Source organism: Bradyrhizobium cedriense (assembly GCF_054602315.1).
Window position 1 is genome coordinate 116,634 of record NZ_JBTSWB010000007.1, and the last position, 24,665, is coordinate 141,298.

Sequence of the window (24,665 nt, forward strand, 5' to 3'; positions counted from 1 at the left end):
CGTCAGTCGGTCGAGTTTGACTTTGCACCAACCGGGACAATGAGGACGACGATGTTCCAGAGTGAGGCAGGCGGCGAAGCCGCGATATCGTCGCAACCGGCGATTTCCCGCAAGTCGCCCGTTAACACTCGCGCTGTTTCGGCATGCTAGGTGTCGGCGGTACCGGAACATGCATCTCCAGGGGAACGTAGCCCCTTAAACCCCCCATGATTGAATCCATCCTCCAGTTCATGCGGCGCGATGTCACGCGCGGTGTTGCCGGGACCATCCTTCTCAAGGTTGGCAGCGGCGCCCTCGCGTTCGCATTGTTCTCGCTGGCGGCACGAACGATGTCGCCCGATGGCTTCGGCATCTTTGCGACGTGGCTTTCGGTCGCCCAGATCGCAGCCGTCGTGGGATTGGTCGGCCAGGAATCCCTGTTGGTGCGGTTCCTGAACGAGTATCAGGTCGACGACAGGCCGGACCTTACCAAGGGCCTTCTCCAGTCGAGCTTCAAGATCACCTCGGTCGCAATGCTGATCGTGATCGCCGGGATCGCCGTCGTGACGGGCGCGAGAGGCGACTGGTGGCTGCTGATTCTCGCGGTGTCGGCCTACACAGCCGTCAATGCCGGCGTGATGCTCGGCAGCCAGATTGCGCGCTCGCTTGTCAGCATTCTCATGGGCGAGGGAAATCGCGAGTTCTTCTGGCGAGTCATCGTCGTCCTATTCCTGCTCGCCATGCTGCTCGGCCACCGGCAACTCGATCCCGCCGAGTTGTTCGCCGTCATGACAATGGCCATGTCGGCCGGCCTCGTTGCGCAGATCGTATCGATCGCAAGAGTGCTGCCGGATTTGCGCGGTACGCCGGCGCGCTTCGAAACGACCCGTTGGCGATCGAGCGCCCTTCACTTCTGGCTCGCATCCATCCTTGAAGTCGCCAACCAGTATTTCGACGTCATTCTGGTCTACTGGATGCTGGATCCGGCGACCGCGGGAATCTACTTCGCCGCCTCGCGTCTCGCCAACATCTTCGCCATGCTGTCCGCAGCGCTGTACACTTTCGGCGCGCGCCGGCTTCCTTCACTGTATTTCAGCAAGAATCACCAGGAGTTCGAGCGGACTTTGCGGTTGATGGCCGAAGTGACCGCACTTTGCGTTATCGCCGGTCTCGCCACGATCTGGATCGGCGGCCCATATCTGCTCAACCTGTTTGGACCTCATTTCACCGAGCAGCACTCGGTCCTGGTCGTGCTCGCGATCGGAACCGCCATCCAGGCGGCAGGCGGCCCGTCTGCCGCGATCCTGCAGCTGACCGGCCACGAACGAGTCTATGTTCCGGTCGTTGCCGCCAACGTCGCGCTGCGCCTCGTGGGATTTCTCGTCCTCATTCCCTGGCTCGGTGTGCTCGGTGCGGCCATTTCGGCGACCGTGTCGCTCGGACTCGCGACCATCGCCCTGAACGTCCTCTGCCGCCGGCGGACCGGGGTGGATCCCTCAATTCTCGTGCTCCTGCGCTTCTCGGTCTTCAGGCGCGGCAACTATGCGGTGCGCGGCGCGGACTCGCGCGACTAGGTGTCATCACGCCTTCGCTGGCGTCCGCCGCCAAGCGCCGGCAGCGCGCAAGGCCGATGGTTAACACGCGCACTGCGCACCAGCCGAAAACCAGTGGAATTGCTGCGGGAACGACGCCGTGACCAAGCCACGCATTAACTCCGTTTGCTGCTAGCCAGTGTCCGCGCGATACCCGCATGATAGGTACGGAGTTAAGAAGGTGAAGATTTCGTTTCTTTAGCGGGTCGGGATCCGTGCTCCACTATCAGCCGAACAAGGAATTGGGCGAGACGAGCCCGACGGCACCGGCGCGACCGCACGGCGGCGGGCCGAAGCTGCACGTCCTCCTCGTACAAACCCAGGCCGAGAATGCCGGTGCGCAGGAGATCTCCCGGCTTCTCGGCGCCGGCCTAACCACTCGCGGCTACCGGGTCACCAATCTGTTCTTCTTCCGCAAATCGGACTCTTTCGTCGAGCCGCCCGACACGCTCTACTGCGCGTCGGACCGGCCCGGGAATCCGGTGGCGCTGCTGCGGATGCTCTGGACGCTCGGCCGCCACATCCGGACCACCAGGCCCGACGCCGTCCTGACCTTCCAGCATTTCGGCAACGTCATCGGCGGCGGCGTGACGCGCCTCGTCAGCCGGGCACCGGTTGTCGCAAATCAGGTTTCGTCCGCGCTGTCGATGAGCTGGCCGGTCCGCACTGCTGATGTCGTCATGGGCAGCCTCGGTTTCTTTGACCGCATCACGCTCAATTCGCGGGACATGGAGCGCGAGTATTCGCGTTACCCCGCGGCCTACCGTTCGCGCATGGTACATGTCCCGCACGGCTTCGACGACAAGGCCCTTACTTTGTCGAAGGAAGCAGCGCGACAGAAGTTCAACCTGCCGCCCGATCGCGTCCTGCTCGGCTGCGCGGCGAGGCTGCATCCGCACAAGCGGCTCGATCTGGCGATACGTCTGTTGCCGGATCGGCCATCCTGGCACCTCGCGCTCGCCGGCCAGGGAGCCGACGAGGCCCGGCTGAGGCTGCTGGCGAACGACCTGAACGTCTCGGACCGTCTGCATTTGCTCGGGGAGATCCCTCCCAGCCGGATGGCGGACTTCCTCGCCTGTCTGGACGTGTTCGTGTTTCCGACACAGGCCGAAACCTTCGGTCTGGCCGCGGTCGAAGCCGCGAACGCCGGCGTTCCCTCCGTCGTGACCGATCTTCCCGTCCTGCGTGAAGTGTTGTCCTACGAAGGAAGACCAACCGCGCTGTTCGTCGACGCCTCCGATCACACGAAGCTCTCAGCAGCCGTCTGCACGCTGCTGACGGACAAGCACCTGAACAACGAACTGCGACAAAATGCCAAAGGCCTGAGGTTGCGCTATTCGGTAGATGCCATGGTCGAGCAATACGTTCGAATTCTCGACCAGGTCGTTTGACCTGACACGTGGGACTAGATTGGCTCGGCATGATCATCGAGTTTCGCTGTGAACGGGAGTACGCGCGGCGTTGGATGAACCGCGAGACCCTGTCGATCGACGGGCGGGACGTTCCGGTTCAAATCGTATGGGTGCCAACGGCGGAGCCGCGGCCCGCAGGCCTCGATGCCCTGTTCGAGCTCGAGCGCGTGGTGTTGCACAAGGGCAGAGCTAGCGGTTCCGACAGGCTGAAGATCGTTCCGGAAAGCGCTAAGGTTCACACCGAGACGGCCGACGTGATCGTCGATTTCACGGGTGCCGCGCGGGATCCGAGTTCTTCTCCCCGGCTGTATCTCAGGCCCCTGTTCAACGGAGTTGCGGGCGAGAATGCCGCACTCGCCGCCGTTCTCGCCGGCGACCTGCCCGTGATCGACATCGTCAACGATATCGACGGTTCAGTCCTCGACCGCGGCCATCCATCCGGAGAAATCGCCGCCGGCCTCAGCGGCGCGCTCGAAACGGTCATGGCGCGAACCCTGACCCTGGTGGCGGCGATCCTGTCGGGAAGGCCGCGAATTGTGCCGCAGCTGGCGCGCCCCGTTGGAAACGGCTCGCACCGCGGACCTGTTGGCCATGTTGCTCGCGGCCTTGCCGCATCGATCGCCAAGGAGGTCTATCGCCTCTGCTGCTATGCACCGCATTGGCATGTCGGATGGCGGTTCAATGACGGCGCGGGCGTCTGGCAGACCGGCGATCTATCAGGTCCAAGCTGGAACGTTCTGGAAGATCCTGGAAACCACTTCTACGCCGATCCCTTTCCCATCACATGGCAGGGACGAACGTTCGTCTTCTTTGAGGATCTCGATCACCGTGTCGGAAAAGGCATCATTTCGGCGATCGAGTTCAATGACGCAGGACCAGTCGGCGAGGTGATGCCGGCGCTGGAGGAGCCTTGGCACCTCTCCTATCCGTTTCTGATCGAAGACGATGGCGAGCTGTGGATGATCCCGGAGAGCTCGACCCGCGGGGACGTCGCCCTCTACAAATGCGTTCGGTTTCCGGACAAATGGGAGCGATACGCGACGCTCCTTTCTGGCCTCGAGCTCGCCGACGCCACGATCACCCGGCACAACGGCCTGCATTATCTATTTGGCGCCTGGCGCGACGGCACCGGCGGCTATTCGGATTCGCTGGCGATCTATCACGCCGATCGCCTCTTGGGGAACTGGTTGCCCCATGCCAGCAATCCGGTCCTGATCGACCGCGCAAGCACGCGGCCGGCCGGGAATTTCGTCACTCTCAATGACAAATTGTGGCGCCCGGTCCAGAACTGCACGGACGGATACGGTGCCGCGCTCGCCCTGGCGGAAGTGGTCGAACTGTCGCCGACGGCGTTCAAGCAGATCGTGCGTCACTCTCTGAAGCCGGGACCGGCATGGCCCGGCAGGAAGCTGCACACCCTGAACCGCTGCGGCCGGCTCGAGGTGATCGACGGATCGCGCGTCCAGCCCAAGACGAGTGCCTTCGCAAGCAAAATTCCATCGGCCGTGTTGCCGGCGCGAACCAGCTCTTATACCGCCTGCTAGCTCGGGTGGCTGAACAGGTCCGTCGTGGCGCGGCAGAATCGCCGTACGGCCGCGGACCGCATGCGCAGCGGGATTCGATCAGCCGGCCAGCCGCGCGGCGTCACTCGCATCGCGTCCAAGCGCGCGCGCAAGGACGCGCCCGATCGTTCCTGCCTGCGACGCGGCACCGCGCCAGGCCACGATCTGATCGGGACGTATCAGGGCAAGGTCCGCCTCATAGAGATCGCGCAAGGATCTCGGCAGCGTGACGAGCTTCACATCGACGCCGATCGCGCCAATGGTTTCAGCGAATGACGCATGAGGGGACAGAACCTCGCCGAACTGAAGCAGCGTCCACTCGAAGCCGAACAGATCGTACAGGGAGGCGCCGCCCTCCAGCCACGCATGAGGCGCGCGGCCTCCCGGACAGGCGCTTGGAACGTAGACATTCGCGGCGTCGGGCGGCGGCAGGCTGCCATCGGAGACGATGATCGGCGAGTTGTCGTAGCGTCCGCCGAAGGTTACACCGGGGATGTTGAACTCCGCACGAGCGTGCCGCTCGAGATAGACGCCTGCCATCCGCCGCGCCTCGCGGCCCTCGTCCGTGTCGTCCTCGATCTCCGGCGCGGGCGCGAACAGGCCAAGGGAGTCGGCGAAGCGCCGCGCGTAGTCGGTGTTGCGGAGCGCCACCGGACGCCGCTCGATTTCGTAGCTGTCGAGCAGCGTCGCTGGACTCAAACCCTTGACGACGCTTGCGAGCTTCCAGCCGAGATTGACCGCATCCTCGGTCGCGGTGTTGTAGCCGAGCCCGCCAGTCGGCGTGAACAGATGCGCCGCGTCGCCGCCGAGAAAAACCCGGCCCCGTCGCATGCCGTCCGCGACCAGCGCGTGACCAGCGGTCCAGGTCAGGAAGGACAGCACATCGCAGTCGATTGGCGCACCGCAGGCGCGCTGGAACGCAGCCCTGGCATCGTTGATCGTAATCGCACTCCCGTCTTCGCCCGGCCGAAGCTGCGTATGAAATGCGAATTCGTCGCGTCCGTTCACCGATGCCATGAAAGCGCGGCGATCGCTGTTGAAGCAATTGTACATCCAGGCCCTTGCGTGCGGGACGCTCGCATAGAAGTCCGGTGAACGAAGATAGACCGCCAGCATGCGGCCCCCCATGAAATCGCGTTGCGTTCCGGTCTCGCCGCCATAGACGATGCCGAGCGATTGGCGGACCATCGAGCGCGGCCCGTCGGCGCCGACGAGGAAGTCGGCTTGGACCTGAAAACGGCAGCCATCATCGAGGCATTCGACTTCGCCCACGATGCCGTCATCCCTTTCGACGTAACCGATCATCCGATGGCCGTAGTTGAGTTCGATTCCAGCAAGCCGTTCGGCATGGCGGCGCAGCACGGCCTCGACATATTTCTGCGAGACCCGGTGCGGCAGCTCCGCAGCGCTCCAGGAACCCGACAGGCCCTTGATGAGCTCACCCGCGCGCGATGAAGACGGCAACGCGAACCGCGCCAGCTCGTAAGCCGCATAGCGCGTGAAATAAGCGACGTCGGTCGGATAGTCTGCAGGCAGGCCCTCGCGCCTGATCTCGTCGGCAAAGCCCAGCCGGCGATAGTGCTCCATCGAGCGCGCCTGCGTCGCATTCGCCTGCGGATTGAATGCGGTGCCGGGCTTTTCATCGACCAGGATCGCCGACACGCCGCGGCGGCCGAGCTCGTTGGCCAGCATCAGCCCGCACGGCCCCCCACCCACGATAAGCACCGCGGCCCTTAGACGTGTCTCCAAGACGCTTCTCCCCACCGGCATCGCATGCATGGTAAGGTCGCCTGACGAATATTGTCAAGTAGCCTGACTATTTGACGTCGCCGAGCGTGTCGAACTCCGCACCGTAGAGCGCGAGCCCCTTCAGGATCGCATCCATCGTGGCCTTGCCAAGCTCGGCACGCATCTCCCGCTCGGCACTGTCGACCGCATCGCGGAACGCGGCCAACCATTGGAGCCCTGCCGGGGTGAACTTGACGATGCGCGCACGCCGGTCGGTCGGATCGGCGACTCGATGCACGAGGCCGAGCTCGGCGCATTGGTCGACCAATTCACCCATCGCCTGCTTGCTCATGGACGCGCGGCGGGCGAGCTGGGTGAGCCTCGTCCCCTCCACATCGAGATTGCGCGTGAGACCGACGTGGGCGATGCGCGTTTCGTCGTGTCCCCGCTCGCTCATCAGCTCGAGCACGCGGCCCTCGAAACGCCGGACCGCGTTGTTGAGCAGGCGACCAATATTGGCGTGCCGCCACGCGGTCCCAGATGTTCTGGTCTTCAATGGATGCACTTTCCGAATCGACCGATCGAGATCGTGGGAAGTTACCACAGCGGCGGTGCGCTCATGTGGGCCGATCAGCACACGTGCGCTCGCAGCTCGTCTAGGGATGGCGTGATCGCGCGGGAGATCGATTCCGGGATCGATACACCGTCCGCTCACGTCGTCGCGTCGATCCAGATCCCCGGTTCTGAATGCTCGCGGATGTAGGCGACAAGGAAGTCGGAAAACACCCTGATCTTGGCCGGCAGCCTGACGCGGTTTTGATAGGCGATGTTCATGGTGAGCAGCGGAAGCTCCCAGCCCACCAGAACGGGCACCAGGCGGCCGGCTGCGATATCGCTCTGCACGATGTAAAGCGGTTGGATCAGTATCCCCAGCCCTGCGCGCGCTGCGCCGCAGATGATCTGGCCGTCATTGCTGTCGAGCGTCGGCGCGATCCGGACCGTCTGCGTGGTGCTGCCCTGGCTCAGCCGCAGCGAATAGGGATCATTGGCGAGGTTGTAGATCAGCATGCTGTGGCGGGCGAGATCGGCGGGATGCTCCGGCCGTCCGTGCTTTTCCAGGTAGGAAGGAGCCGCCGCGAGCACGCGGTGCATCTGGCCGATGCGGCGCACGATGATGTTGGAATCCGGCTCGTGCTCGCGCGTGCGGATCGCGACGTCGATGCCGGCTTCGATGAAGTCGGGATACCGGTTCGCGCTGATGATCTGCATGTTGAGATGGGGATAGAGCGCGCGGAAGGCCGGCAGCATCGGCGCGAGATAGATCATCGCGAAGGACAGCGAGCTCGTCACGCGCAGCATGCCCTTCGGCGACAGCGCGCGATCGGAGACCGCGTCCTCGGCCTCGGCCAGCTCGTTCAACAGCGTGCTGCAACGCTGCAACAGCTCCTGCCCTGCTTCGGTCAGCCATTGCCGGCGCGTGTTGCGCTCGATCAGCCGGACTGCCAGCCGCTCCTCGAGCGCGCTCAGATGACGGCTGGCGGCCGCGTTCGACATCCGCAGGGTTTCGGCGGCCTTGGAGAGGCTGCCGAGTTCGGCGGTTCTGGAGAAGACCTCGAGTTGGAGCAGGCGGTCCATTTTTGCTAAAATAGGAAAAGAGACTTACAAATTTTGGCCTTTATTTCCGATTTCTGCAAGGCAAAATGGCACCAACAAAACAAGTCGCAGGCGAGGAAACCAGGAAATGTCGGGCCCGATCAGGCACATCGTGATGTGGCGACTACGCGGGGAGACCCCTGAGGAGCGCGCCGCCGCCCGGGTCAAGGTCAAAACCCTGTTCGAGGGCCTGCGCGGCCGGATCGACGGCCTCACTCATATCGAGGTCGGCCTCGACGTCAGCGATGTCGACTACGCCTGCGACGTCGTTCTGGTCTCCGAATTCACTGACCACGCCGCGCTGGCGGCCTATGCCAGCCACCCCGAACATTTGCGGGTGCGCGAGGCGTTGGGCGACTTGCGCATCGGGCGCTTCCAGGTCGATTATCCCATCAAAGAGGCCGGCGCATGATCGGCTCGTTCACCTTCGAAAACCTGCCCTGCCGCGTCGTGTTCGGCAGCGGAACACTTGCGGCGGCAAAAGCCGAGGTCGAGCGGCTCGGCGGCAAGCGCGCGCTGGTGCTGACAACGCCGCAGCAGGAGGCGCAAGGAAGAGCTCTCGGCGCGGCGCTTGGCCCGCTCTATGCCGACATCTTTCCGGGCGCGACCATGCACACACCGGTCGAGGTGACGCAACGCGCGCTCGCGGCGCTGAAGGCGTGCGAGGCCGATTGCGTCGTTTCGCTCGGCGGCGGCTCGACCACGGGCCTCGGCAAGGCGCTGGCGTTGCGCACCGGAATCAACCAGCTCTGCATCCCCACCACCTATGCCGGCTCGGAGATGACGCCGATCGTCGGCCAGACCGAGAACGGCCTGAAGACGACGGTGCGCGATCCCGCTGTGCTGCCGGAGACCGTGATCTATGATGTTGATCTCACCCTGACCCTGCCGGCAAGTCTGGCCGCAACATCCGGGATCAATGCGATCGCGCATGCGGTGGAAGCGCTTTACGCACGTGACGCCAATCCCGTGACGTCGCTGATGGCGGAAGAGGGCATTCGCGCGTTGGCACGCGCCCTTCCCGCCATTGCCGTCAGAAGCGACGACCGCGAGGCCCGCACCGAAGCGCTCTACGGCGCCTGGCTGTGCGGCGTCTGCCTCGGCACCGTCGGCATGGCGCTGCATCACAAGCTCTGCCACACGTTAGGCGGCACTTTCGACCTGCCGCACGCCGAAACCCACACCATCGTGCTGCCGCACGCGCTGGCTTACAACGCGCCAGCCGTGCCCGATGCGATGGCGCGCATCTCGCGCGCGATCGGCGCTGCCGACGCATCGCAGGGGCTTTTCGAGCTTGCGCAACGGCTGGGTGCGAAGGTCGCGCTGCGTGATATCGGGATGCCTGAGGGTGGCATCGATAAGGCCGCCGATCTTGCGGTGACGAATGCCTACTGGAATCCGCGGCCGCTTGAACGAAATGCCATTCACGATCTGATCGCACGCGCCTGGGCCGGCGAGCCGCCGGGCGCCGTTGCAGCGGCAGCGTGAAAACGATGCGGCGCACGCTGATCAGATCTGCGACCGTCATCAGCATGGATGACGCGATCGGCGACCTTTCGAGCGGCGATGTGCTGGTCGAAGGCAGCCGGATCGTCGACGTGCGCCCCTCGATCGACCTCGGCAGCGGTGCCACCGAGACCGACATCGTCGACGGCGCCGGGCGCATCGTGATCCCCGGCCTCATCAACGCGCATATGCACACATGGCAGACGGGCTTGCGAGGCTATGCCGCAAACTGGACGCTGCTCGAATATTTCCGCCGCATGCATGCCGGGCTGGCGACCGTGTTCCAGCCCGACGACATCCACATAGCAACGCTGGTCGGCGCATTGAACCAGATCAATGGCGGCACCACCACGCTGGTCGACTGGTGCCACAACAATCCGACGCCTGACCACACCGATGCCGCCGTGCGCGGCCTGATTGACAGTGGCATACGCGCCGCGTTCTTCCACGGCTCTCCGAAACCGGAGCCGAAGCCGGGCGAGCCGCACTTCTCGGAAGTGCCGCATCCGCGCCGCGAAGTCGAGCGGTTGCTGAAAGGCGCCCTCGCCGACCGCGACGGTCTCGTCACGCTAGGGCTCGCCATTCTCGGCCCGCATTACTCGACTCTCGACGTCGCCATGCACGATTTCCGCCTGGCGCGAGAACTCCAGCTGATCGCATCGATGCATCAGGGCGGCGGTCCGGCCAAGACGCCCGGCGGCTGGGACAAGCTGATCGAGGCCGGGCTCGTCGGCGCCGGCATCAACGTCGTCCATGGCAACGATCTGGCCGATGAACTCCTGGACCGGATGGTCGATCTCGGCGTGTCCTTCTCGGTGACACCTGAGAACGAGATGATCCAGGGCCACGGCTTCCCGATCACCGGACGCCTCCTGAAACGCGGCGTGCGGCCGACGATCGGCATTGATCTGGAATCCGTGCTGGCCGGCGATCTTCTCTCGGCCGCCCGCGTCGCGCTCTCGATGCAGCGCGCACTCGACAATGCGGAGTCGCGAAAGAAGAGCGGCACGATTCCGGTGACGACTACAATTCCGGTCCGCGAGTCACTGCGCTGGATCACGACGGAAGGCGCCCGCATGCTCGGCCGCGAGCACCAGATCGGGTCGCTGACGCCGGGCAAGCTCGCCGACCTCGTCATCATCAACGCGTCCGACCTCAATCTTGTCCCGGTGCACGATCCCGTCGCCACCGTCGTGATGCAGACGAGTCTCGCCAACATCGAGGCCGTCATGATCGGCGGCGCCTGGAAGAAGCGGAACGGCCAGTTGCTGGCCGAGGGGCTGGAGACGAAGAAGCATCTGCTTGCGCAATCCGGCGAGCGGCTGGTGCAAGACATCGAACGACAGGGACGCGCTGCTTGACGGCGCCAATGGACAACAACAATGACTGACGCTTCAAGAAATGTCGCTTTCATCGGGATCGGCAAGATGGGCTTACCGATGTCGATGCTCGTCGCCAAGGCCGGCTTTGCCGTCACCGCGTTCGACCAGAGCGCGGTGCGGATCGACGAGGCACGCGCGCAAGGCATTGCGATCGCCGCATCGCCGGCCGAGGCCGTGAGCGGCAAGGCGACTGTCATCACGTCCTTGCCGGATGACGCCGCCCTGCGCGGCGCGCTGCTCGGCCCTAACGGCCTGATCGCCGCGATGAGCACAGGCGCTGTTCTGATCGAAACCAGCACCGTAAGCGTTGAGGCTTCGACAGAGGTTGCAGCCGCCGCGCAGACGCGCGGCATTGCCTATCTTCGTTCGCCGGTCTCCGGCAACGCCAGCATCGTGCACACGGGTGCGCTGACCTGTTTCGTGTCGGGGCCGAAGGACGCCTTCGAACGCGCAAAGCCGCTGTTCGGCGCCTTTACCCGGGCCCAGACCTATCTCGGCCCGGCCGAGGAAGCGCGCTATGCAAAGCTCTCGGTCAACCTGATGATCGCGGTGTCGGCGGCGATGATGGCCGAGAGCCTGGCGCTGGCGCGCAAGGGTGGCATCGCCTGGCAGGACATCTTGAAGGTGCTCGACGACAGCGCGGTCGCCTCGCCGATGGTGAAGTACAAGACCGCGCCCCTGCGGGCCCGCGATTTCGAGTCCACCTTCTCCTGCAAGCAGATGGCCAAGGATCTCGATCTCATCCTCGGCGCCGGCCATGCCGTCGGCGTGCCGCTGCAGCTCGCCGCTCAAGTGCGCGAGACCTACGGCTCGCTGGTGGCGCAAGGCGACGGCGACACCGACTTCATCGCAACGGTCAAGCATCTCGAACGGCTGTCCGGCCTCGGCGAGCCGAAGCTGTGATCAACGGAGACACGCATGCGTAACTTCAACGAGAACACGATCACCGACGCGGTACTGGAGCGGATCGCAGGCGCAACCGACCCGCGGATCAAGCAGGTTAGCGAAGCGCTGGTCCGTCACCTTCACGCCTTCGTCCGCGAGGTGCGGCCCACCCAGAAGGAGTGGGAGTACGGCATCGAGTTCCTGACCCGCACCGGACACATGTGCAATGACAAGCGCCAGGAGTTCATCCTGCTGTCGGACACGCTCGGCGTCTCCATGCTGGTCGATGCGATCAACCACCCGGTGCCGGAAGGTGCGACCGAGACCACGGTGCTCGGGCCGTTCTTCGTCCAGGCTGCGCCGGACAAGGATAGCGGCGCCGACATCTCCGGCCCGATGGAGGGCGATCCGATGCTGGTCACCGGCTCGGTCTCGACCGTCGACGGCAAGCCGCTGGCTGGCGCCATCGTCGACGTCTGGCATTCCGACGACGACGGCTACTATGACGTGCAGCAGCTCGAGGCCATCGGCGATCTCGCGATGCGCGCCCGCTTCCACACTGACGCGAGCGGCCGCTTCCATTTTTGGTCGATCAAGCCCGCGGCCTACCCGATCCCGCATGACGGTCCGGTCGGCGAGATGCTGGAGGCGCAGGGCCGCCATCCCTGGCGCCCGGCGCATGTGCATTTCATGATCTCGGCGCCAGGTTTCGAGCAGCTGGTGACGCACGTGTTCGTTGCGGGCGACCAATATCTCGACAGCGACGTTGTATTCGGCGTCAAGGACAGCCTGATCCGGGAGTTCGTCCGGCATCCCGCCGGCCGTGCGCCGGATGGTCGCATGGTGGACAGCGCGTATTTTCATCTCAACTACGATTTCGGCCTGAAGCAGGTCGCGAGCAACGCAAGAGCCGCTTAAACTCGAGCGGCGGCGGACCGGCAAGAGTCCGACAGGGAGCAGACGGGAGCTGAGGATGGGACCGCGGGTCAGCACGAGCATATTGGCCGATCGTCTCACCGGCATGATCGGCCCGCGCGCGAGCGTCGCGCGCGGCGTGCTCGATCAGCATGGACAGAGCGAATCGCACTATCGGAGCCTGCCGCCGGACATCGTCGTCTTCCCTGAGACGACGCAAGAGGTCGCGGACATCATCAAGCTCTGCGCCGGCGCGGGCATGCCGATCGTTCCGTTCGGCGCCGGCACCTCGCTCGAAGGCAATGCGGCCGCGGTCGCCGGCGGCGTCTGCTTCGACTTCGCACGCATGAACAAGGTGCTGGCCGTGCACGACAGCGACATGGATGTCGTGGTGCAGCCAGGCATCACGCGCAAGCAGCTCAATGCCGAGCTGCGCAATACGGGCCTGTTCTTCCCGATCGACCCGGGCGCCGACGCCTCGATCGGCGGCATGACCTCCACCCGCGCCTCCGGAACCATGGCGGTGCGCTACGGCACCATGAAGGACAATGTGATGGCGCTGGAGGTCGTGCTGGCCGATGGCCGCGTGATCCGCACCGCCCGGCGCGCGCGCAAGTCGGCGGCCGGCTACGACCTGACGCGCATGTTCGTCGGCGCCGAAGGCACGCTCGGAGTCATCACCGAGATCACGCTGAAGGTTCATCCGGTGCCGCAGGCGATCTCGGCTGCGGTGTGCAGCTTCGACACACTGCACGATGCCGTCGACACCGCCATCTCCGTGATCCAGTCGGCGATCCCCGTCGCGCGCATCGAGCTCCTCGACGACGTCATGATGCGCGGCATCAACGCCTACGCCAAGCTCGGCTATCGCGAGGCGCCCACCCTGTTCTTCGAATTCCATGGCTCCGAGTCCTCCGTCGCCGAGCAGGCCGAGGCCGCGCAGGAGATCGCGGCCGACCATGGCGGCCATGGCTTCGCGTGGGCCAAGGCGCCGGAGGACCGCAGCCGGCTCTGGCATGCCCGCGACAACACGCTCTATGCCGGCCTCGGCCTGCGGCCGGGCGCACGCGCGGTGATCACCGATGTCTGCGTGCCGATCTCGCGGCTGGCGGAATGCCTGACCGAGACGCGGCGCGACGCGGACGAGCACGGCTTTACCGCGCCGATCGTCGGCCATGTCGGCGACGGCAATTTCCACATGCTGATCCTGATCGATCCGGCAAAACCGGACGAAGCCGAAGGGGCCAAGGCGCTCCAGGCCCGCATGGTCGCCCGCGCCATCGCCATGGACGGCACCTGTACGGGCGAGCACGGCATCGGTCTCGGCAAGATCGGCTATCTCACCGACGAGCTCGGCGAAGCCGTCGACGTGATGCGATCCATCAAGACCGCGCTCGATCCTGATGGTCTGATGAACCCCGGAAAGATCTTTGCGAGCGGAGCCGGGACATGAGCGACGCGCTTCCGATCGAGGTCACCTCGCCTACGCCGCTGCTGGAGCTGCGCGGCATCAGCAAGGAATTTCCCGGCGTCAAGGCGCTGGACGACGTGTCCTTTGCCGTCTACCCCGGCGAAGTGCACATGCTGCTCGGCGAGAACGGCGCAGGCAAATCGAGCCTGATGAAGGTGCTGTGCGGCGCCTACCGCGCCGACGCCGGCGAGTTCTATCACAAGGGCGAGAAGGTCGCGATCTCGTCGGCTGCCGATGCGCAGAAGCTCGGCATTGCCGTGATCTTCCAGGAATTCTCGCTGGTCCCCCATCTCGACATCGCCCAGAACATCTTTCTTGGCCGCGAGCCGAAGGGCCGTATTCCCGGCACCATCGATCGGCGCAAGATCCTCGCGGATGCGAAGCGCGTGCTCGGCACGATCGGATTCGACATCGATCCCGCCACCAGCGTCGACAGATTGGGCGTGGCACAGCAGCAGATGGTCGAGATCGCCAAGGCGATCAGCCAGAACGCCCGCATCCTGGTCATGGACGAACCGACCGCGGCGCTGTCCGACCGCGAGACGGAGCTGCTGTTCGCGCTGATCGCGCGGCTGAAGGCCGACGGCGTGTCCGTCGTCTACATCTCCCACCGCATGGCCGAGGTGTTTGCGCTCGGCGATCGCATCACCGTGCTGCGCGACGGCCGCCGCATCGACGGCGTCCGTCCCGCCGACGTCACGCCGGACCAGCTCGTCCGCATGATGGTCGGCCGCAACGTCGACATGACCTATCCGCGCCACTTTGCCGACAAGCCCGGGGAGATCCTGCTCGAGGTCAAGGCTCTGACCGCGTCGACCGGCATCTCCGACATCAACATCGAGGTGCGCAGGGGCGAGATCGTCGGCCTGTGCGGGCTGGTGGGTTCCGGCCGCAGCGAGGTTGCGCGCGCCATCTTCGGCGCCGATCCCGTGACATCAGGCGAGATCATTTTCGAGGGCAGGACCATTTCCGGCGAACCCGACCTCGCCGTCCGCCGCGGCATTGCGTTGATCCCGGAGAGCCGCAAAAGTGAAGGTCTCGCCCTGCTGCGATCCGTGAGCGACAACCTCGTGGTGTCGGCGCTGCGAAAGCTGTTCCCGAGCGGCCTGTTCGATCAGCGTAGCGCGCAACGCACCGCCGACGGCCTGATCCGCCAGTTGAGGATCGCGACACCGAGTGCACGGCAAACCGTCGGCCTGCTCTCGGGCGGCAACCAGCAGAAGGTCGTGATCGGCAAGTGGCTGGCGGCCGGCTCGAAGCTGTTCATCTTCGACGAGCCGACGCGGGGCATCGACGTCGGCGCCAAGTCTGAGATCTTCGCGCTGATCGACCGCCTCGTTGCCGACGGCGCCGCCGCCCTGATGATCTCGTCCGAGCAGGTCGAGATCTGCCACGTCTGCGACCGCGCCTATGTGATGCGCGAGGGGCGCATTGCCGGGCACCTGACGCGCAGCGAATTGACGGAGGAAAACATCGTGCGACTGGGGATGCATCATGCGTGAAGCCGCGATCGTCTCTGAACCCAATCCGCTGCAACGCATTCCCGGCGTTGCCATGGTGCTGGTGCTGCTGATCGCGCTGTTCAGCGTGATCGCGCCCGGCTTCCTGTCGGTCGCCAACCTCTCCAACGTACTGGTGCAGTCGACCATCCTGACCATGCTGGCGCTGCCGATGACGCTGATCATCATGACGGAGGGACTGGATCTGTCGATGGGCGCGGTGCTGACGCTGACCTCGCTCTGCGTGGCGATCGTGTCGCTCGCGACCAAGTCGATGCTGCTGGGCCTTGGCGCCGGCCTCCTCGTTGGTACGGCCTTCGGCGTCGCCAACGGCTGGCTGGTGGCGATCCTGGGCATCCCGCCCTTCGTCGCGACGCTGGGCACACTCGGCATGGCGCAGGGCCTGTCGCTGATCGTCAGCGACGGCCAGAGCGTGGTCGGCATTCCCCACAGCGTGCGCGACATCTATTCGGCGACGCTTCTCGGCGTCCCCGTTCCGATCGTGATGGCGCTCGTGACCTACGCGGTCTTCCACGTGCTGCTCTATCACACCCGCTTCGGCACCTACATCTTCGCCCTCGGCGGCAACCGCGAGGCGCTGCGCTATGCCGGTCTCTCGCCGAACCGGCTGCTTATCGCAGTCTACGCGATCGGCGGCGCCATGGCCGGCATCGCGGGTCTGCTGATGACTGCGCGGATGAACTCCGGTCACCCCACCGCCGGCCTCGGCCTCGAATTCGATGCCATCGCTGCCGTCGCCGTCGGCGGCACCTCGTTCGAGCGCGGCAATGGCTGGCTGCTCGGCACGCTGCTCGGCGTCCTCTCGGTCGGCGTGTTGCGCAACGGGCTGAATCTGATCTCGATGCCCTCCTCCGTGCAGGTCGCAAGCGTCGGCGTGCTCGTCATCGTCGCCCTGTTCCTCGATGGCCTCAGGAGCCGCGCATGACCGACATCACCAAGGACGCCATCGCGCCACCGCGCTCGTTCCTGTCGCAGGACGCGATCCAGCTGTTCTACCGTCTCCTGGCGGCGCTCCTGATTTGCGCTGTGCTCGCCGTGCTCAGCGACTCCTTCCTGAGCCTCGGCAACATCCTCAACGTGCTGAGGCAGGCGAGCCTGACCTTCTTCATTGCTTCCGGTCTGACACTCGTTGTGCTGACAGCTGGCCTCGATCTGTCCGTGGGCGCCAATGTCGCGCTGTCCGCCTGTATCGCCGGCACCGTGATCCACACGACCGGCTCGCCGGCGCTCGGCATCCTCACCGGCCTTGCCTGCGGCGGCATCGTCGGCCTGCTCAACGGCATCATGGTCACGGCGCTCCGCATCCCCTCCTTCATCGCCACCTACGGCATGCTCTGGGTGCTGAACGGCCTCACCTATTGGTACATGGCGGGTGAAACCCTTCATGGCTTCCCGGCCGGCTTCCGCCAGATCGGCAGCGGCTATCTGTTCGGCCTGCCCATCCCGGTCTATCTGCTGCTGGTGTTCCTCGGGATCGGCACGCTGTTCGCACAGCGCACGGTCTGGGGCCAGGAGATCTATGCGATCGGCGCTAATCCGGTCGCGGCGCGCCTCTCCGGCATTCCCGTCGCGCGCCGCCTGTTGCTGGTCTATGCCGTCTCCGGCACGATGGCGGGGCTCGCCTCGATCATCTTCCTGTCGCGGCTCAATTCGGCCGAGGCCGACATCGGCGAGAGCCTGACGCTGCCGGCCATCGCGGCCGTGCTGATCGGGGGTACCTCGCTGTTCGGCGGGGTCGGCACCGTGTTCGGCACTTTCATCGGCGCGCTGATCCTGACGCTGGTGCTGAACGGCATGAACCTGCTCTCGGTCAGCGCAAACTGGCAGCCGCTCGTGACCGGCGTCATCGTCATCCTCGCGGTCTGGCTCGACATGAAGACCCGCCGCCGCACGCAATGAGTTCTCGAGGTTCCAACAAGCAAAATGAGGGATGGAGGCAACATGAAACGGAAACTGGGCTATCTGACGCTGCCGCTGCTGATGGCCGCTGCGTTCACCACGCAAGCACGTGCCGATGGCGAGACCATCGCCGTCTTCACCAAGAACCAGACCAACCCGTTCTTCCAGACGGTGCGGGTCGGTGCCGACAACATGGCAAAGGCACTGAACGCGAAGACGCTGCAATACATCCCGACCAAGCCGGATTCGATCCCCGAGCAACTCAGCCAGATCGAGGACGTCGTGGTGAAGAAACCGAGCGCGATCGTCTTCACGCCGGTCGATTACAAGGCGATGGTGCCGGGCGTCGAGAAGATCAACGAGGCCAAGATCCCGGTCGTCAACATCACGGACCGATCAGCCGGCGGAAAATTCCTCTCCTTCGTCGGCGCCGACGACTACAGCCTTGGGCTGGAGACCGCACGCTTCCTGCTCAAGACGCTGGGCGGCAAGGGCAACATCGTCATCATCGAGGGCGTCAAGGGCTCGCTGACCAATGTCGACCGTGTCCGCGGCTTCAACGACGCGCTGAAGGAGGCTCCGGGCGCCAAGCTCCTGGCCTCGCAGCCCGGCAACTATCAGCGGCTGCAGGCGCTTCAGGTCATGGAAAACCTGATGCAGTCGAACTCGCAGATCGATGGCGTGCTCGCGGCCAATGACGCCATGGCGGTCGGCGCGATCGAGGCGCTCGACGGCGCCAACCGCAAGGCCCAGGTGATCGGCATCAACGGCACCAAGGAGGCGATCGACGCGATCAAGTCCGGCAAGCTATTGGCGAGCGGCGACTACAACGGCTTTGCGCAGGGTTGCCTCGGCACCATGATGGCGATCCGGTCCTTGCGCAACCAGCCGGTCATCGCCGAAATCGTGCTGAAGCCGACCGTCATCACCAAGGGCAATTACCAGCCGTTCGACGTGCCGCTGGAGCAGCGCACCTGCCCGACCTTCGAGGACGCCGGCAAGCTCGCCGGCAAATGAACGTATTCACGACAAGGACGGACGGCCGCTGCTGCGGCCGTCCCAAGAACTCGAGCAAGAACCGGAGCCCGCAATGCTGTTCGCCATCCACGCCCTCGACCGCGCCGGCGCGCTGCCGACCCGGCTCGCCAATTACGACGCCCACAAGACCTTCCTGAGCGACACCTCGCGCTTCGGTGTCAAGATCGTGATGTCGGGGCCGCTGGTCTCCGACGATGGCCAGACGATGATCGGCAGCTTGTTCCTGATCGAGGCACCGGGCCGCACCGAGGTGGAAGCCTTCAACCGCGCCGATCCTTTTGCTGCGGCCGGCATCTGGGAAAAGGTGACGATCACGGGCTTCCTGCGCCGGCAGGGTTAGGCCAGCCACATCAAAAAACGCGAAAACAACCCCATGCACAGTAGAACGGGGTTGTTTCTGCTTACGAATTTCCATCGTCGCCAGCGCGATCGGGATGGGGTTCGTCGACGAAGCCAGGGCCGATCGGCAGTTGCGCTTTGACACGTCGGGCAACACAGGGGCATAATACTATTATTCCCCGATCGTCGTTTCGCTCTCGGACCTGTCGCCAGCAGGGCTGGCGCAACGGCTATTCGGCCGCCGCCGGCACGCCCTCTTCCAGGTGACACGCCACCCACTGCTCGGTTCCGGCCGAACGCAGCATCGGCTCCTCGGTCCGGCAGCGATCGAATACGAAGGGACAGCGGGTATGGAAGCGGCATCCGTTGGGCGGATTGATCGGGCTCGGCACGTCGCCCTTGAGGATGATCGGATTGCGCTGGGCGCCGGGCTCGGGCAACGGCACCGCGGAGAGCAGCGCCTTCGTGTAGGGGTGCCTTGGCGCGGCAAAGATCTCCCGCCGCGGCGCCACCTCGACGATCTTGCCGAGATACATGACTGCGACGCGATGGGTCATGTGCTCGACGATCGCGAGATCGTGGCTGATGAACAAGAGCGCGAGGCCGAACTCGTGCTGGAGATCCTGGAGCAGGTTGACGATCTGCGCCTTGACCGAGACGTCGAGCGCGGAGACCGCCTCGTCGCACACGATCAGCTCGGGTTCGGCCGCGAGTGCGCGCGCAATGCCGATGCGCTGGCGCTGGCCGCCGGAGAATTCGTGGGGCCTGCGGTTCAGCGCCTCGCGCGGCAGACGCACCGTGTCCATCAGTGCCGTGACGCGAACCTCGAGATCCTCCGCGGATTTGGCGAGGCCGAAATTGCGGATCGGCTCGGCGAGAATGTCGCGCACGCGCATGCGCGGATTGAGGCTGGAGAACGGATCCTGGAACACGACCTGCACGCGCCGGCGCATCTGGCGCATCGTGCTCGGCGCGGCGTCGTCGATCCTCTGGCCGTCGAGGATGACCTGGCCCGAGGTGATCTCGAACAGCCGGAGGATAGCCCGGCCGACGGTCGACTTGCCGCAGCCGGACTCCCCGACCAGCGACAGCGTCTCGCCGCGCGCGATCTCGAAGGAGACGCCGTCCACCGCATAGACGAATTCCGACTTGCGGCCGAAAAGACCGCTCTTGACCGGAAAGTGCTTCTTGAGATCGTTGACCTGGAGCAGCGGAGGACTCATGCCGCGACGGCTCCCTTGGAAGCATAATGGCAAGCGGCAACGTGGCGCGGCCCCTTCTCTTCGAGCCCGGGCGCATACTGCCGGCAAAGATCGGTTGCGAGCGCACAGCGGCCGGCGAAGACACAGCCGACAATGGGCTTTCGGAGATCAGGCACCTGCCCGGGAATCTCGGCTAGCCGCCTCGCCGTTCCCGTCAGCGACGAGCCAAGCCGCGGCACTGCGCCAAGCAAACCTTGTGTATAGGGATGGCGTGGCGAACGGAACAGCTCGGCCACCGGCGCCTCCTCGACCTTGCGGCCGGCGTACATCACCATGACGCGCTCGGCGATCTCGGCCACGACGCCGAGATCGTGAGTAATCAGGATGATGGCGGCGCCGACCCGCCGCTTCAGATCGAGCATCAGCTTCAGGATCTGCGCCTGGATCGTCACATCGAGCGCTGTGGTCGGCTCGTCCGCAATGAGAAGCTTCGGATTGCAGGCCAGCGCAACCGCGATCATCACGCGCTGGCGCATGCCGCCGGAAAGCTGGTGCGGATATTCGCGCACACGGCGCTTCGGCTCGGGAATGCCGACCAGCGTCAGCATCTCGATCGCGTGCGCCTCCGCCGCCTGCTTGTCGAGGCCCTGATGGATCATCAAGGTCTCGCGGATCTGGCGGCCGACGGTGAGCACCGGATTCAGGCTCGTCATCGGCTCCTGGAAGATCATCGAGATGTCGTTGCCGCGGATCGCGCGCATCTCGCGATCGGAGAGCTGCAGCAGGTCCCTGCCCGCAAAGCGGATCGCGCCGGCGATCCTGCCCGGCGGCTCCGGGATCAGCCGCATCAGCGACATCGAGGTCACCGACTTGCCGCAGCCGGACTCGCCGACGATGGCCAGCGTCTCGCCCTCGTCGACGTGAAAGGACACGCCGTTGACCGCGCGGTTGATGCCGCCGGGGGTGCGGAAATGGGTCTGGAGGTTCTCGACTTCGAGCAAAGCCATCGCGATCAGCCTCGATCCATCAGAGGCAACATCACAGACTCTTGGCCATGCGCGGATCGAGCGCATCGCGAAGGCCGTCGCCGAGCAGGTTCACGGCGAGAACGGTGACGGACAGGAACGCCGCCGGGAAGAACACGATGTAGGGCTTCACCTGCCACAGCGCGCGGCCCTCGGCCATGATGTTGCCCCAGGACGGAATGGTCGGCGGCGTGCCGGCGCCGATGAAGGACAGGATCGCCTCGGTGATCATGGCGCTGGCGCAGATGTAGGTCGCCTGCACCAGCATCGGCGCCAGCGTGTTGGGCAGGATGTGGCGCAGGATGATCATCGGCGTGCGCGTGCCGCAGGCCACGGCCGCGTCCACATAGGGCTGCTCGCGCAGCGACAGCACGACGCTGCGCACGAGGCGCGAGACGCGCGGGATCTCGGCGACGGTGATGGCCAGGATGACGTTGCCGACGCTGCCACGCGTCAGCGCCATCAGCGCGATCGCGAGCAGGATCGGCGGAATGGACATCAAGCCGTCCATGAACCGCATCAGGATGCCGTCGGCCCAGCGGATGAAGCCGGAGATCATTCCGATGGCGAGGCCGACTGCCGACGCGAAGATCGCGACCGACAGACCGACCGTCAGCGAGACGCGCGCGCCAAACAGCACGCGGGAATAGATGTCCCGGCCGAGCACGTCGGTGCCGAACCAGAAATCGGCCGACGGCGCCCGTGTGCGCTTGGCGGGCGCAAGCGCGGTCGGGTCGACCGTGCCGAGATATGGCGCAAAAACTGCGACCAGGACGAGGGTCAGCAGCAGCGCGCCGCCGATGGCGACCGTCGGATGGCCGCGCAGAAGGCCGAGGAAGCCGCGCCGGATCGTGACCGGCCGCAGGATCTCGGGCAGTTGTGGCGCGACGACGAAGCCGGCCGGCAGCGATTGCGGATTGACGGTGGTGTCGGTCAATAGCGGATCCTCGGGTCAACGAGCGTATAGACGACGTCGATCATCAGATTGACGAGAACGTAGACGAAGCTGAACAGCAGCACGATGCCCTGGATCACCGGATAGTCACGGCGCAGGATCGCATCGATCGTGAGGCGGCCGAGGCCGGGGATCGCGAACACGCTCTCGGTCACGACCGCGCCGCCGATCAGGAGCGCGATGCCGATCCCGATCACGGTCACGATCGGTACCGCCGCGTTCTTCAGCGCGTGAATGAACAGGATGCCGCCCTGCCCGAGGCCCTTGGCCTTGGCGGTGCGGATATAGTCCTGCTGCAGCACTTCGAGCATGGCTGCCCGCGTGATGCGCGCGACCAGCGCGATGTAGACGCAGCCGAGCGCGATCGCCGGCAAGATCAGGTTCTCGAGCCACGGCCAGAAGCCCTGCGTGAGCGGCGTATAGCCCTGCACGGGGAGCCATTCCAGCTCGAGCGCAAAGACGTAGGCGAGCATGTAGCCGACGACGAATACGGGCAGCGAGAATCCGAACACGGCAAAGCCCATGATGACGCGGTCGATCAGGCTGCCGGCCTTCCACGCCGCCACCACGCCGAGCGGCACCGCAATCACGATCGTGAGCAGCAGCGTCACGATCATCAGCGACAGCGTCGGACCGAGACGCTGCCCGATCATCGCCGAGACCGGCAGATTGGTGAAGATCGAAGTGCCGAGATCGCCGTGCAGGATGCGCCAGACCCAGCTTCCGAACTGGACCAGGAACGGACGGTTGAGGCCGAGGCTCTGCCGGATGCGCTCCACATCCTCCGGGCTCGCCTGATCGCCCGCGATCACCACGGCCGGATCGCCCGGCGCGATGTAGAGCAGGCTGAACACGAACAGCGCGACGATCGCCATCACTGGCAGGGTCGCGACGATGCGACGGAGGATGTAGGAGAGCATTTGGCCTCAGCGCACGATCATGCAGACTTCGACACGCCCCAGAAGAACGGCAGCGGCCCCTTGGTGATGCCGGAGACGTTCTTGCGCCACGCGGTGTAGCTCAGGAAGAAGCCCGTCGGCGCGTAGACGACGTCATCGAGCGCCGCCTTGTTGAGGCGGCCGATGGCGGCCTTCTCCTCGTCGAGGCTCTTGGCCTCGAACCAGGACGCGACCTCCTTCTCCGTGCCGGGACTGTTCGGCCAGCCGAACCAGGCCTTGTCGCCGTTGGCGCGAATGGCGGTGTATGGTGCCGGATTGATGCAATCGGCGCCTGCGTGCCAGGTGTGGAACATGTTCCAGCCGCCCTGTCCCGGGGGCGTCTTCGCCGCACGACGGGAGCCGACCGTCCCCCAGTCGGTGGCGACGAAGTCGACATTCATGCCGAGCTTCTTCAACAGGTCCGCGGTGACGTCGCCCTGCGCCTTGGTAATCGGCTGGTCCTGCGCCACGAGGCACGTCACCGGCTGTCCGGAATAGCCGCTCTCGGCGAGAAGCTTCTTGGCCGCATCGAGATCGCGCTTGCCCTTCAGGATCTCGCCGCCGGCTTCGCTGTAGAGCGGCGTCTCCGGTGTGAAGAAGCCAGGCAGCTGCTTCCAGAGCGCGGTATCGTCGCCGACGATCGCGCGCATGTAGTCTTCCTGGCTGAGCGCCATCAGCACCGCCCGCCGCGCCCGCACGTCGTTGAACGGCGCAAAGAGATGGTTCATGCGGAACGAACCGATATTGCCGAGGGGATCGCCGATGTCGACGCTGATGTTCTTGTTCTTCTTCAGGACCGGCACCAGGTCCGCGATCGGGCTCTCCCACCAGTCGACCTCGCCGTTTTGCAGCGCGGCGGCCGCCGTGGCCGGGTCCGGCATCACGATCCATTCCACGCGATCGACCAGGATCTGCTTGCCGCCTGCGAGCCAGGATGCCTTCTCTTGCCGCGGCACGTAATCGGTGAACTTCTCGAACACCGCCTTGGCGCCAGGCACCCACTCGCCCTTGGCGAACTTCATCGGCCCGGAGCCGACATAGTCGGTGATCTGCTTGAAGGGATCGGTCTGCGCGATCCGCTCCGGCATGATGAAGCCGCACGGCGAGTTGTTCTTGGCCAGCGCATAGAGCATCTTCGGGAAGGGCTGCTTGAGCACCCATTTGAAGGTGCGGTCATCGACGGCAGTCAGCTCCTGCTGCAGCGCCTTGATCATCAATCCCATCGGATCGCGCGCCGACCAGCGCGTCAGGCTTGCAACAACGTCCTTGCTGAGCACCGGCTCGCCGTCGTGGAACTTGAGTCCCGGCCGCAGCTTGAAGGTCCAGGTGGTACCGTCGTCGCTCATCTGCTCGGACTCGACCATCTGCCTCTGCGGCTGCAGCGAGGAATCGATGCCGTAGAGCGTATCCCAGACCATCGCCGCAGCATTGCGAACGACATATTGGGTGCCCCAGATCGGGTCGAAATTGGCGAGATTGGCCTGCGGCACGAATCGCAGAGTCCGGGCGGATGCGCCTTGTGCGATCGCCGGGGCCGAGAGGCCGGTCAATGCCAGACCGCCCGTGCCGGCCAATCCCTTCAATACGGTCCTGCGATCCATGAAGTCCTCCAGTAGTGCCGTGATGCCGGCCATCCTTGGCCAAGAGCAGTTGAAGCCAGAGCC

General features: G+C 65.0%; 22 protein-coding genes. 14 read left to right on the top strand and 8 right to left on the bottom strand.

Annotated elements, in window-relative coordinates; genetic code table 11:
- The first annotated feature begins 206 nt into the window (after window positions 1-206).
- The 3 genes from ACYCVF_RS26080 (at window position 207) to ACYCVF_RS26090 (ending at window position 4,527) form a co-directional block, all read left to right on the top strand.
- Window positions 207-1,553 (top strand): lipopolysaccharide biosynthesis protein, encoded by a 1,347-nt coding sequence (locus ACYCVF_RS26080; RefSeq protein ID WP_459601121.1) that lies wholly within the window; start codon window positions 207-209, stop codon window positions 1,551-1,553.
- A 233-nt stretch (window positions 1,554-1,786) separates the two neighbouring features.
- Window positions 1,787-2,962 carry a glycosyltransferase family 4 protein gene (locus ACYCVF_RS26085; RefSeq protein ID WP_459601123.1) on the top strand — a complete coding sequence of 392 codons (1,176 nt, stop codon included), beginning with the start codon at window positions 1,787-1,789 and terminating at the stop codon, window positions 2,960-2,962.
- 29 nt (window positions 2,963-2,991) lie between these two features.
- Window positions 2,992-4,527: a glucosamine inositolphosphorylceramide transferase family protein gene (locus tag ACYCVF_RS26090; RefSeq protein WP_459601125.1), complete on the top strand. Its 1,536-nt coding sequence runs from the start codon at window positions 2,992-2,994 to the stop codon at window positions 4,525-4,527.
- A gap of 78 nt (window positions 4,528-4,605) precedes the next feature.
- Here the strand turns inward: ACYCVF_RS26090 and ACYCVF_RS26095 are convergent, their stop codons facing one another.
- The 3 genes from ACYCVF_RS26095 to ACYCVF_RS26105 form a co-directional block, all read right to left on the bottom strand.
- Window positions 4,606-6,315, bottom strand: coding sequence for an FAD-dependent oxidoreductase (locus ACYCVF_RS26095; protein ID WP_459601799.1), 1,710 nt, complete (start codon window positions 6,313-6,315; stop codon window positions 4,606-4,608).
- Between the two features lie 46 nt (window positions 6,316-6,361).
- Window positions 6,362-6,829, bottom strand: coding sequence for a MarR family winged helix-turn-helix transcriptional regulator (locus ACYCVF_RS26100; protein WP_459601127.1), 468 nt, complete (start codon window positions 6,827-6,829; stop codon window positions 6,362-6,364).
- A 155-nt stretch (window positions 6,830-6,984) separates the two neighbouring features.
- Complete coding sequence (locus ACYCVF_RS26105) at window positions 6,985-7,908, bottom strand: LysR family transcriptional regulator (protein WP_459606678.1); 924 nt, start codon at window positions 7,906-7,908, stop codon at window positions 6,985-6,987.
- A gap of 106 nt (window positions 7,909-8,014) precedes the next feature.
- On the opposite strand from ACYCVF_RS26105, the gene ACYCVF_RS26110 reads away from it, so the two are divergent.
- From ACYCVF_RS26110 to ACYCVF_RS26160, 11 genes are all read left to right on the top strand, one after another.
- Window positions 8,015-8,338, top strand: a complete 324-nt coding sequence (locus tag ACYCVF_RS26110) for a Dabb family protein (protein ID WP_459601131.1) — start codon at window positions 8,015-8,017, stop codon at window positions 8,336-8,338.
- On the top strand, window positions 8,335-9,414 hold the full coding sequence (locus ACYCVF_RS26115) for a maleylacetate reductase (RefSeq protein ID WP_459601133.1): 1,080 nt from the start codon (window positions 8,335-8,337) through the stop codon (window positions 9,412-9,414). Before ACYCVF_RS26110 ends, ACYCVF_RS26115 begins: the two co-directional genes overlap by 4 nt.
- Before the next feature lie 5 nt (window positions 9,415-9,419).
- Window positions 9,420-10,793 carry an amidohydrolase family protein gene (locus ACYCVF_RS26120; RefSeq protein ID WP_459601135.1) on the top strand — a complete coding sequence of 458 codons (1,374 nt, stop codon included), beginning with the start codon at window positions 9,420-9,422 and terminating at the stop codon, window positions 10,791-10,793.
- Between the two features lie 21 nt (window positions 10,794-10,814).
- Complete coding sequence (locus ACYCVF_RS26125; RefSeq protein WP_459601137.1) at window positions 10,815-11,717, top strand: NAD(P)-dependent oxidoreductase; 903 nt, start codon at window positions 10,815-10,817, stop codon at window positions 11,715-11,717.
- Window positions 11,718-11,732: 15 nt separating this feature from the next.
- Window positions 11,733-12,617 carry an intradiol ring-cleavage dioxygenase gene (locus ACYCVF_RS26130; RefSeq protein WP_459601139.1) on the top strand — a complete coding sequence of 295 codons (885 nt, stop codon included), beginning with the start codon at window positions 11,733-11,735 and terminating at the stop codon, window positions 12,615-12,617.
- 55 nt (window positions 12,618-12,672) lie between these two features.
- Window positions 12,673-14,067, top strand: a complete 1,395-nt coding sequence (locus tag ACYCVF_RS26135) for an FAD-linked oxidase C-terminal domain-containing protein (RefSeq protein ID WP_459601141.1) — start codon at window positions 12,673-12,675, stop codon at window positions 14,065-14,067.
- On the top strand, window positions 14,064-15,587 hold the full coding sequence (locus ACYCVF_RS26140; RefSeq protein WP_459601143.1) for a sugar ABC transporter ATP-binding protein: 1,524 nt from the start codon (window positions 14,064-14,066) through the stop codon (window positions 15,585-15,587). Before ACYCVF_RS26135 ends, ACYCVF_RS26140 begins: the two co-directional genes overlap by 4 nt.
- On the top strand, window positions 15,580-16,530 hold the full coding sequence (locus ACYCVF_RS26145) for an ABC transporter permease (RefSeq protein ID WP_459601145.1): 951 nt from the start codon (window positions 15,580-15,582) through the stop codon (window positions 16,528-16,530). The genes ACYCVF_RS26140 and ACYCVF_RS26145 overlap by 8 nt, the downstream gene beginning before the upstream one ends.
- Complete coding sequence (locus tag ACYCVF_RS26150; RefSeq protein WP_459601147.1) at window positions 16,527-17,504, top strand: ABC transporter permease; 978 nt, start codon at window positions 16,527-16,529, stop codon at window positions 17,502-17,504. Before ACYCVF_RS26145 ends, ACYCVF_RS26150 begins: the two co-directional genes overlap by 4 nt.
- Window positions 17,505-17,546: 42 nt before the next feature.
- The gene (locus tag ACYCVF_RS26155; protein WP_459601149.1) at window positions 17,547-18,521 is read left to right on the top strand and encodes a sugar ABC transporter substrate-binding protein; all 975 of its coding nucleotides are present in this window, start codon (window positions 17,547-17,549) and stop codon (window positions 18,519-18,521) included.
- 73 nt (window positions 18,522-18,594) lie between these two features.
- Window positions 18,595-18,882, top strand: a complete 288-nt coding sequence (locus tag ACYCVF_RS26160) for a YciI family protein (RefSeq protein ID WP_459601151.1) — start codon at window positions 18,595-18,597, stop codon at window positions 18,880-18,882.
- 229 nt (window positions 18,883-19,111) lie between these two features.
- Here the strand turns inward: ACYCVF_RS26160 and ACYCVF_RS26165 are convergent, their stop codons facing one another.
- The 5 genes from ACYCVF_RS26165 to ACYCVF_RS26185 are packed head-to-tail and all read right to left on the bottom strand — an operon-like array spanning window position 19,112 to window position 24,602.
- Window positions 19,112-20,104 carry an ABC transporter ATP-binding protein gene (locus tag ACYCVF_RS26165; protein ID WP_459601153.1) on the bottom strand — a complete coding sequence of 331 codons (993 nt, stop codon included), beginning with the start codon at window positions 20,102-20,104 and terminating at the stop codon, window positions 19,112-19,114.
- Window positions 20,101-21,090, bottom strand: coding sequence for an ABC transporter ATP-binding protein (locus ACYCVF_RS26170; RefSeq protein ID WP_459601155.1), 990 nt, complete (start codon window positions 21,088-21,090; stop codon window positions 20,101-20,103). The genes ACYCVF_RS26165 and ACYCVF_RS26170 overlap by 4 nt, the downstream gene beginning before the upstream one ends.
- A 31-nt stretch (window positions 21,091-21,121) precedes the next feature.
- On the bottom strand, window positions 21,122-22,045 hold the full coding sequence (locus tag ACYCVF_RS26175) for an ABC transporter permease (RefSeq protein WP_459601157.1): 924 nt from the start codon (window positions 22,043-22,045) through the stop codon (window positions 21,122-21,124).
- Window positions 22,042-22,983 carry an ABC transporter permease gene (locus tag ACYCVF_RS26180; protein ID WP_459601159.1) on the bottom strand — a complete coding sequence of 314 codons (942 nt, stop codon included), beginning with the start codon at window positions 22,981-22,983 and terminating at the stop codon, window positions 22,042-22,044. Before ACYCVF_RS26180 ends, ACYCVF_RS26175 begins: the two co-directional genes overlap by 4 nt.
- A 17-nt stretch (window positions 22,984-23,000) precedes the next feature.
- Window positions 23,001-24,602 (bottom strand): ABC transporter substrate-binding protein, encoded by a 1,602-nt coding sequence (locus tag ACYCVF_RS26185; protein WP_459601160.1) that lies wholly within the window; start codon window positions 24,600-24,602, stop codon window positions 23,001-23,003.
- Between the last annotated feature and the right edge of the window lie 63 nt (window positions 24,603-24,665).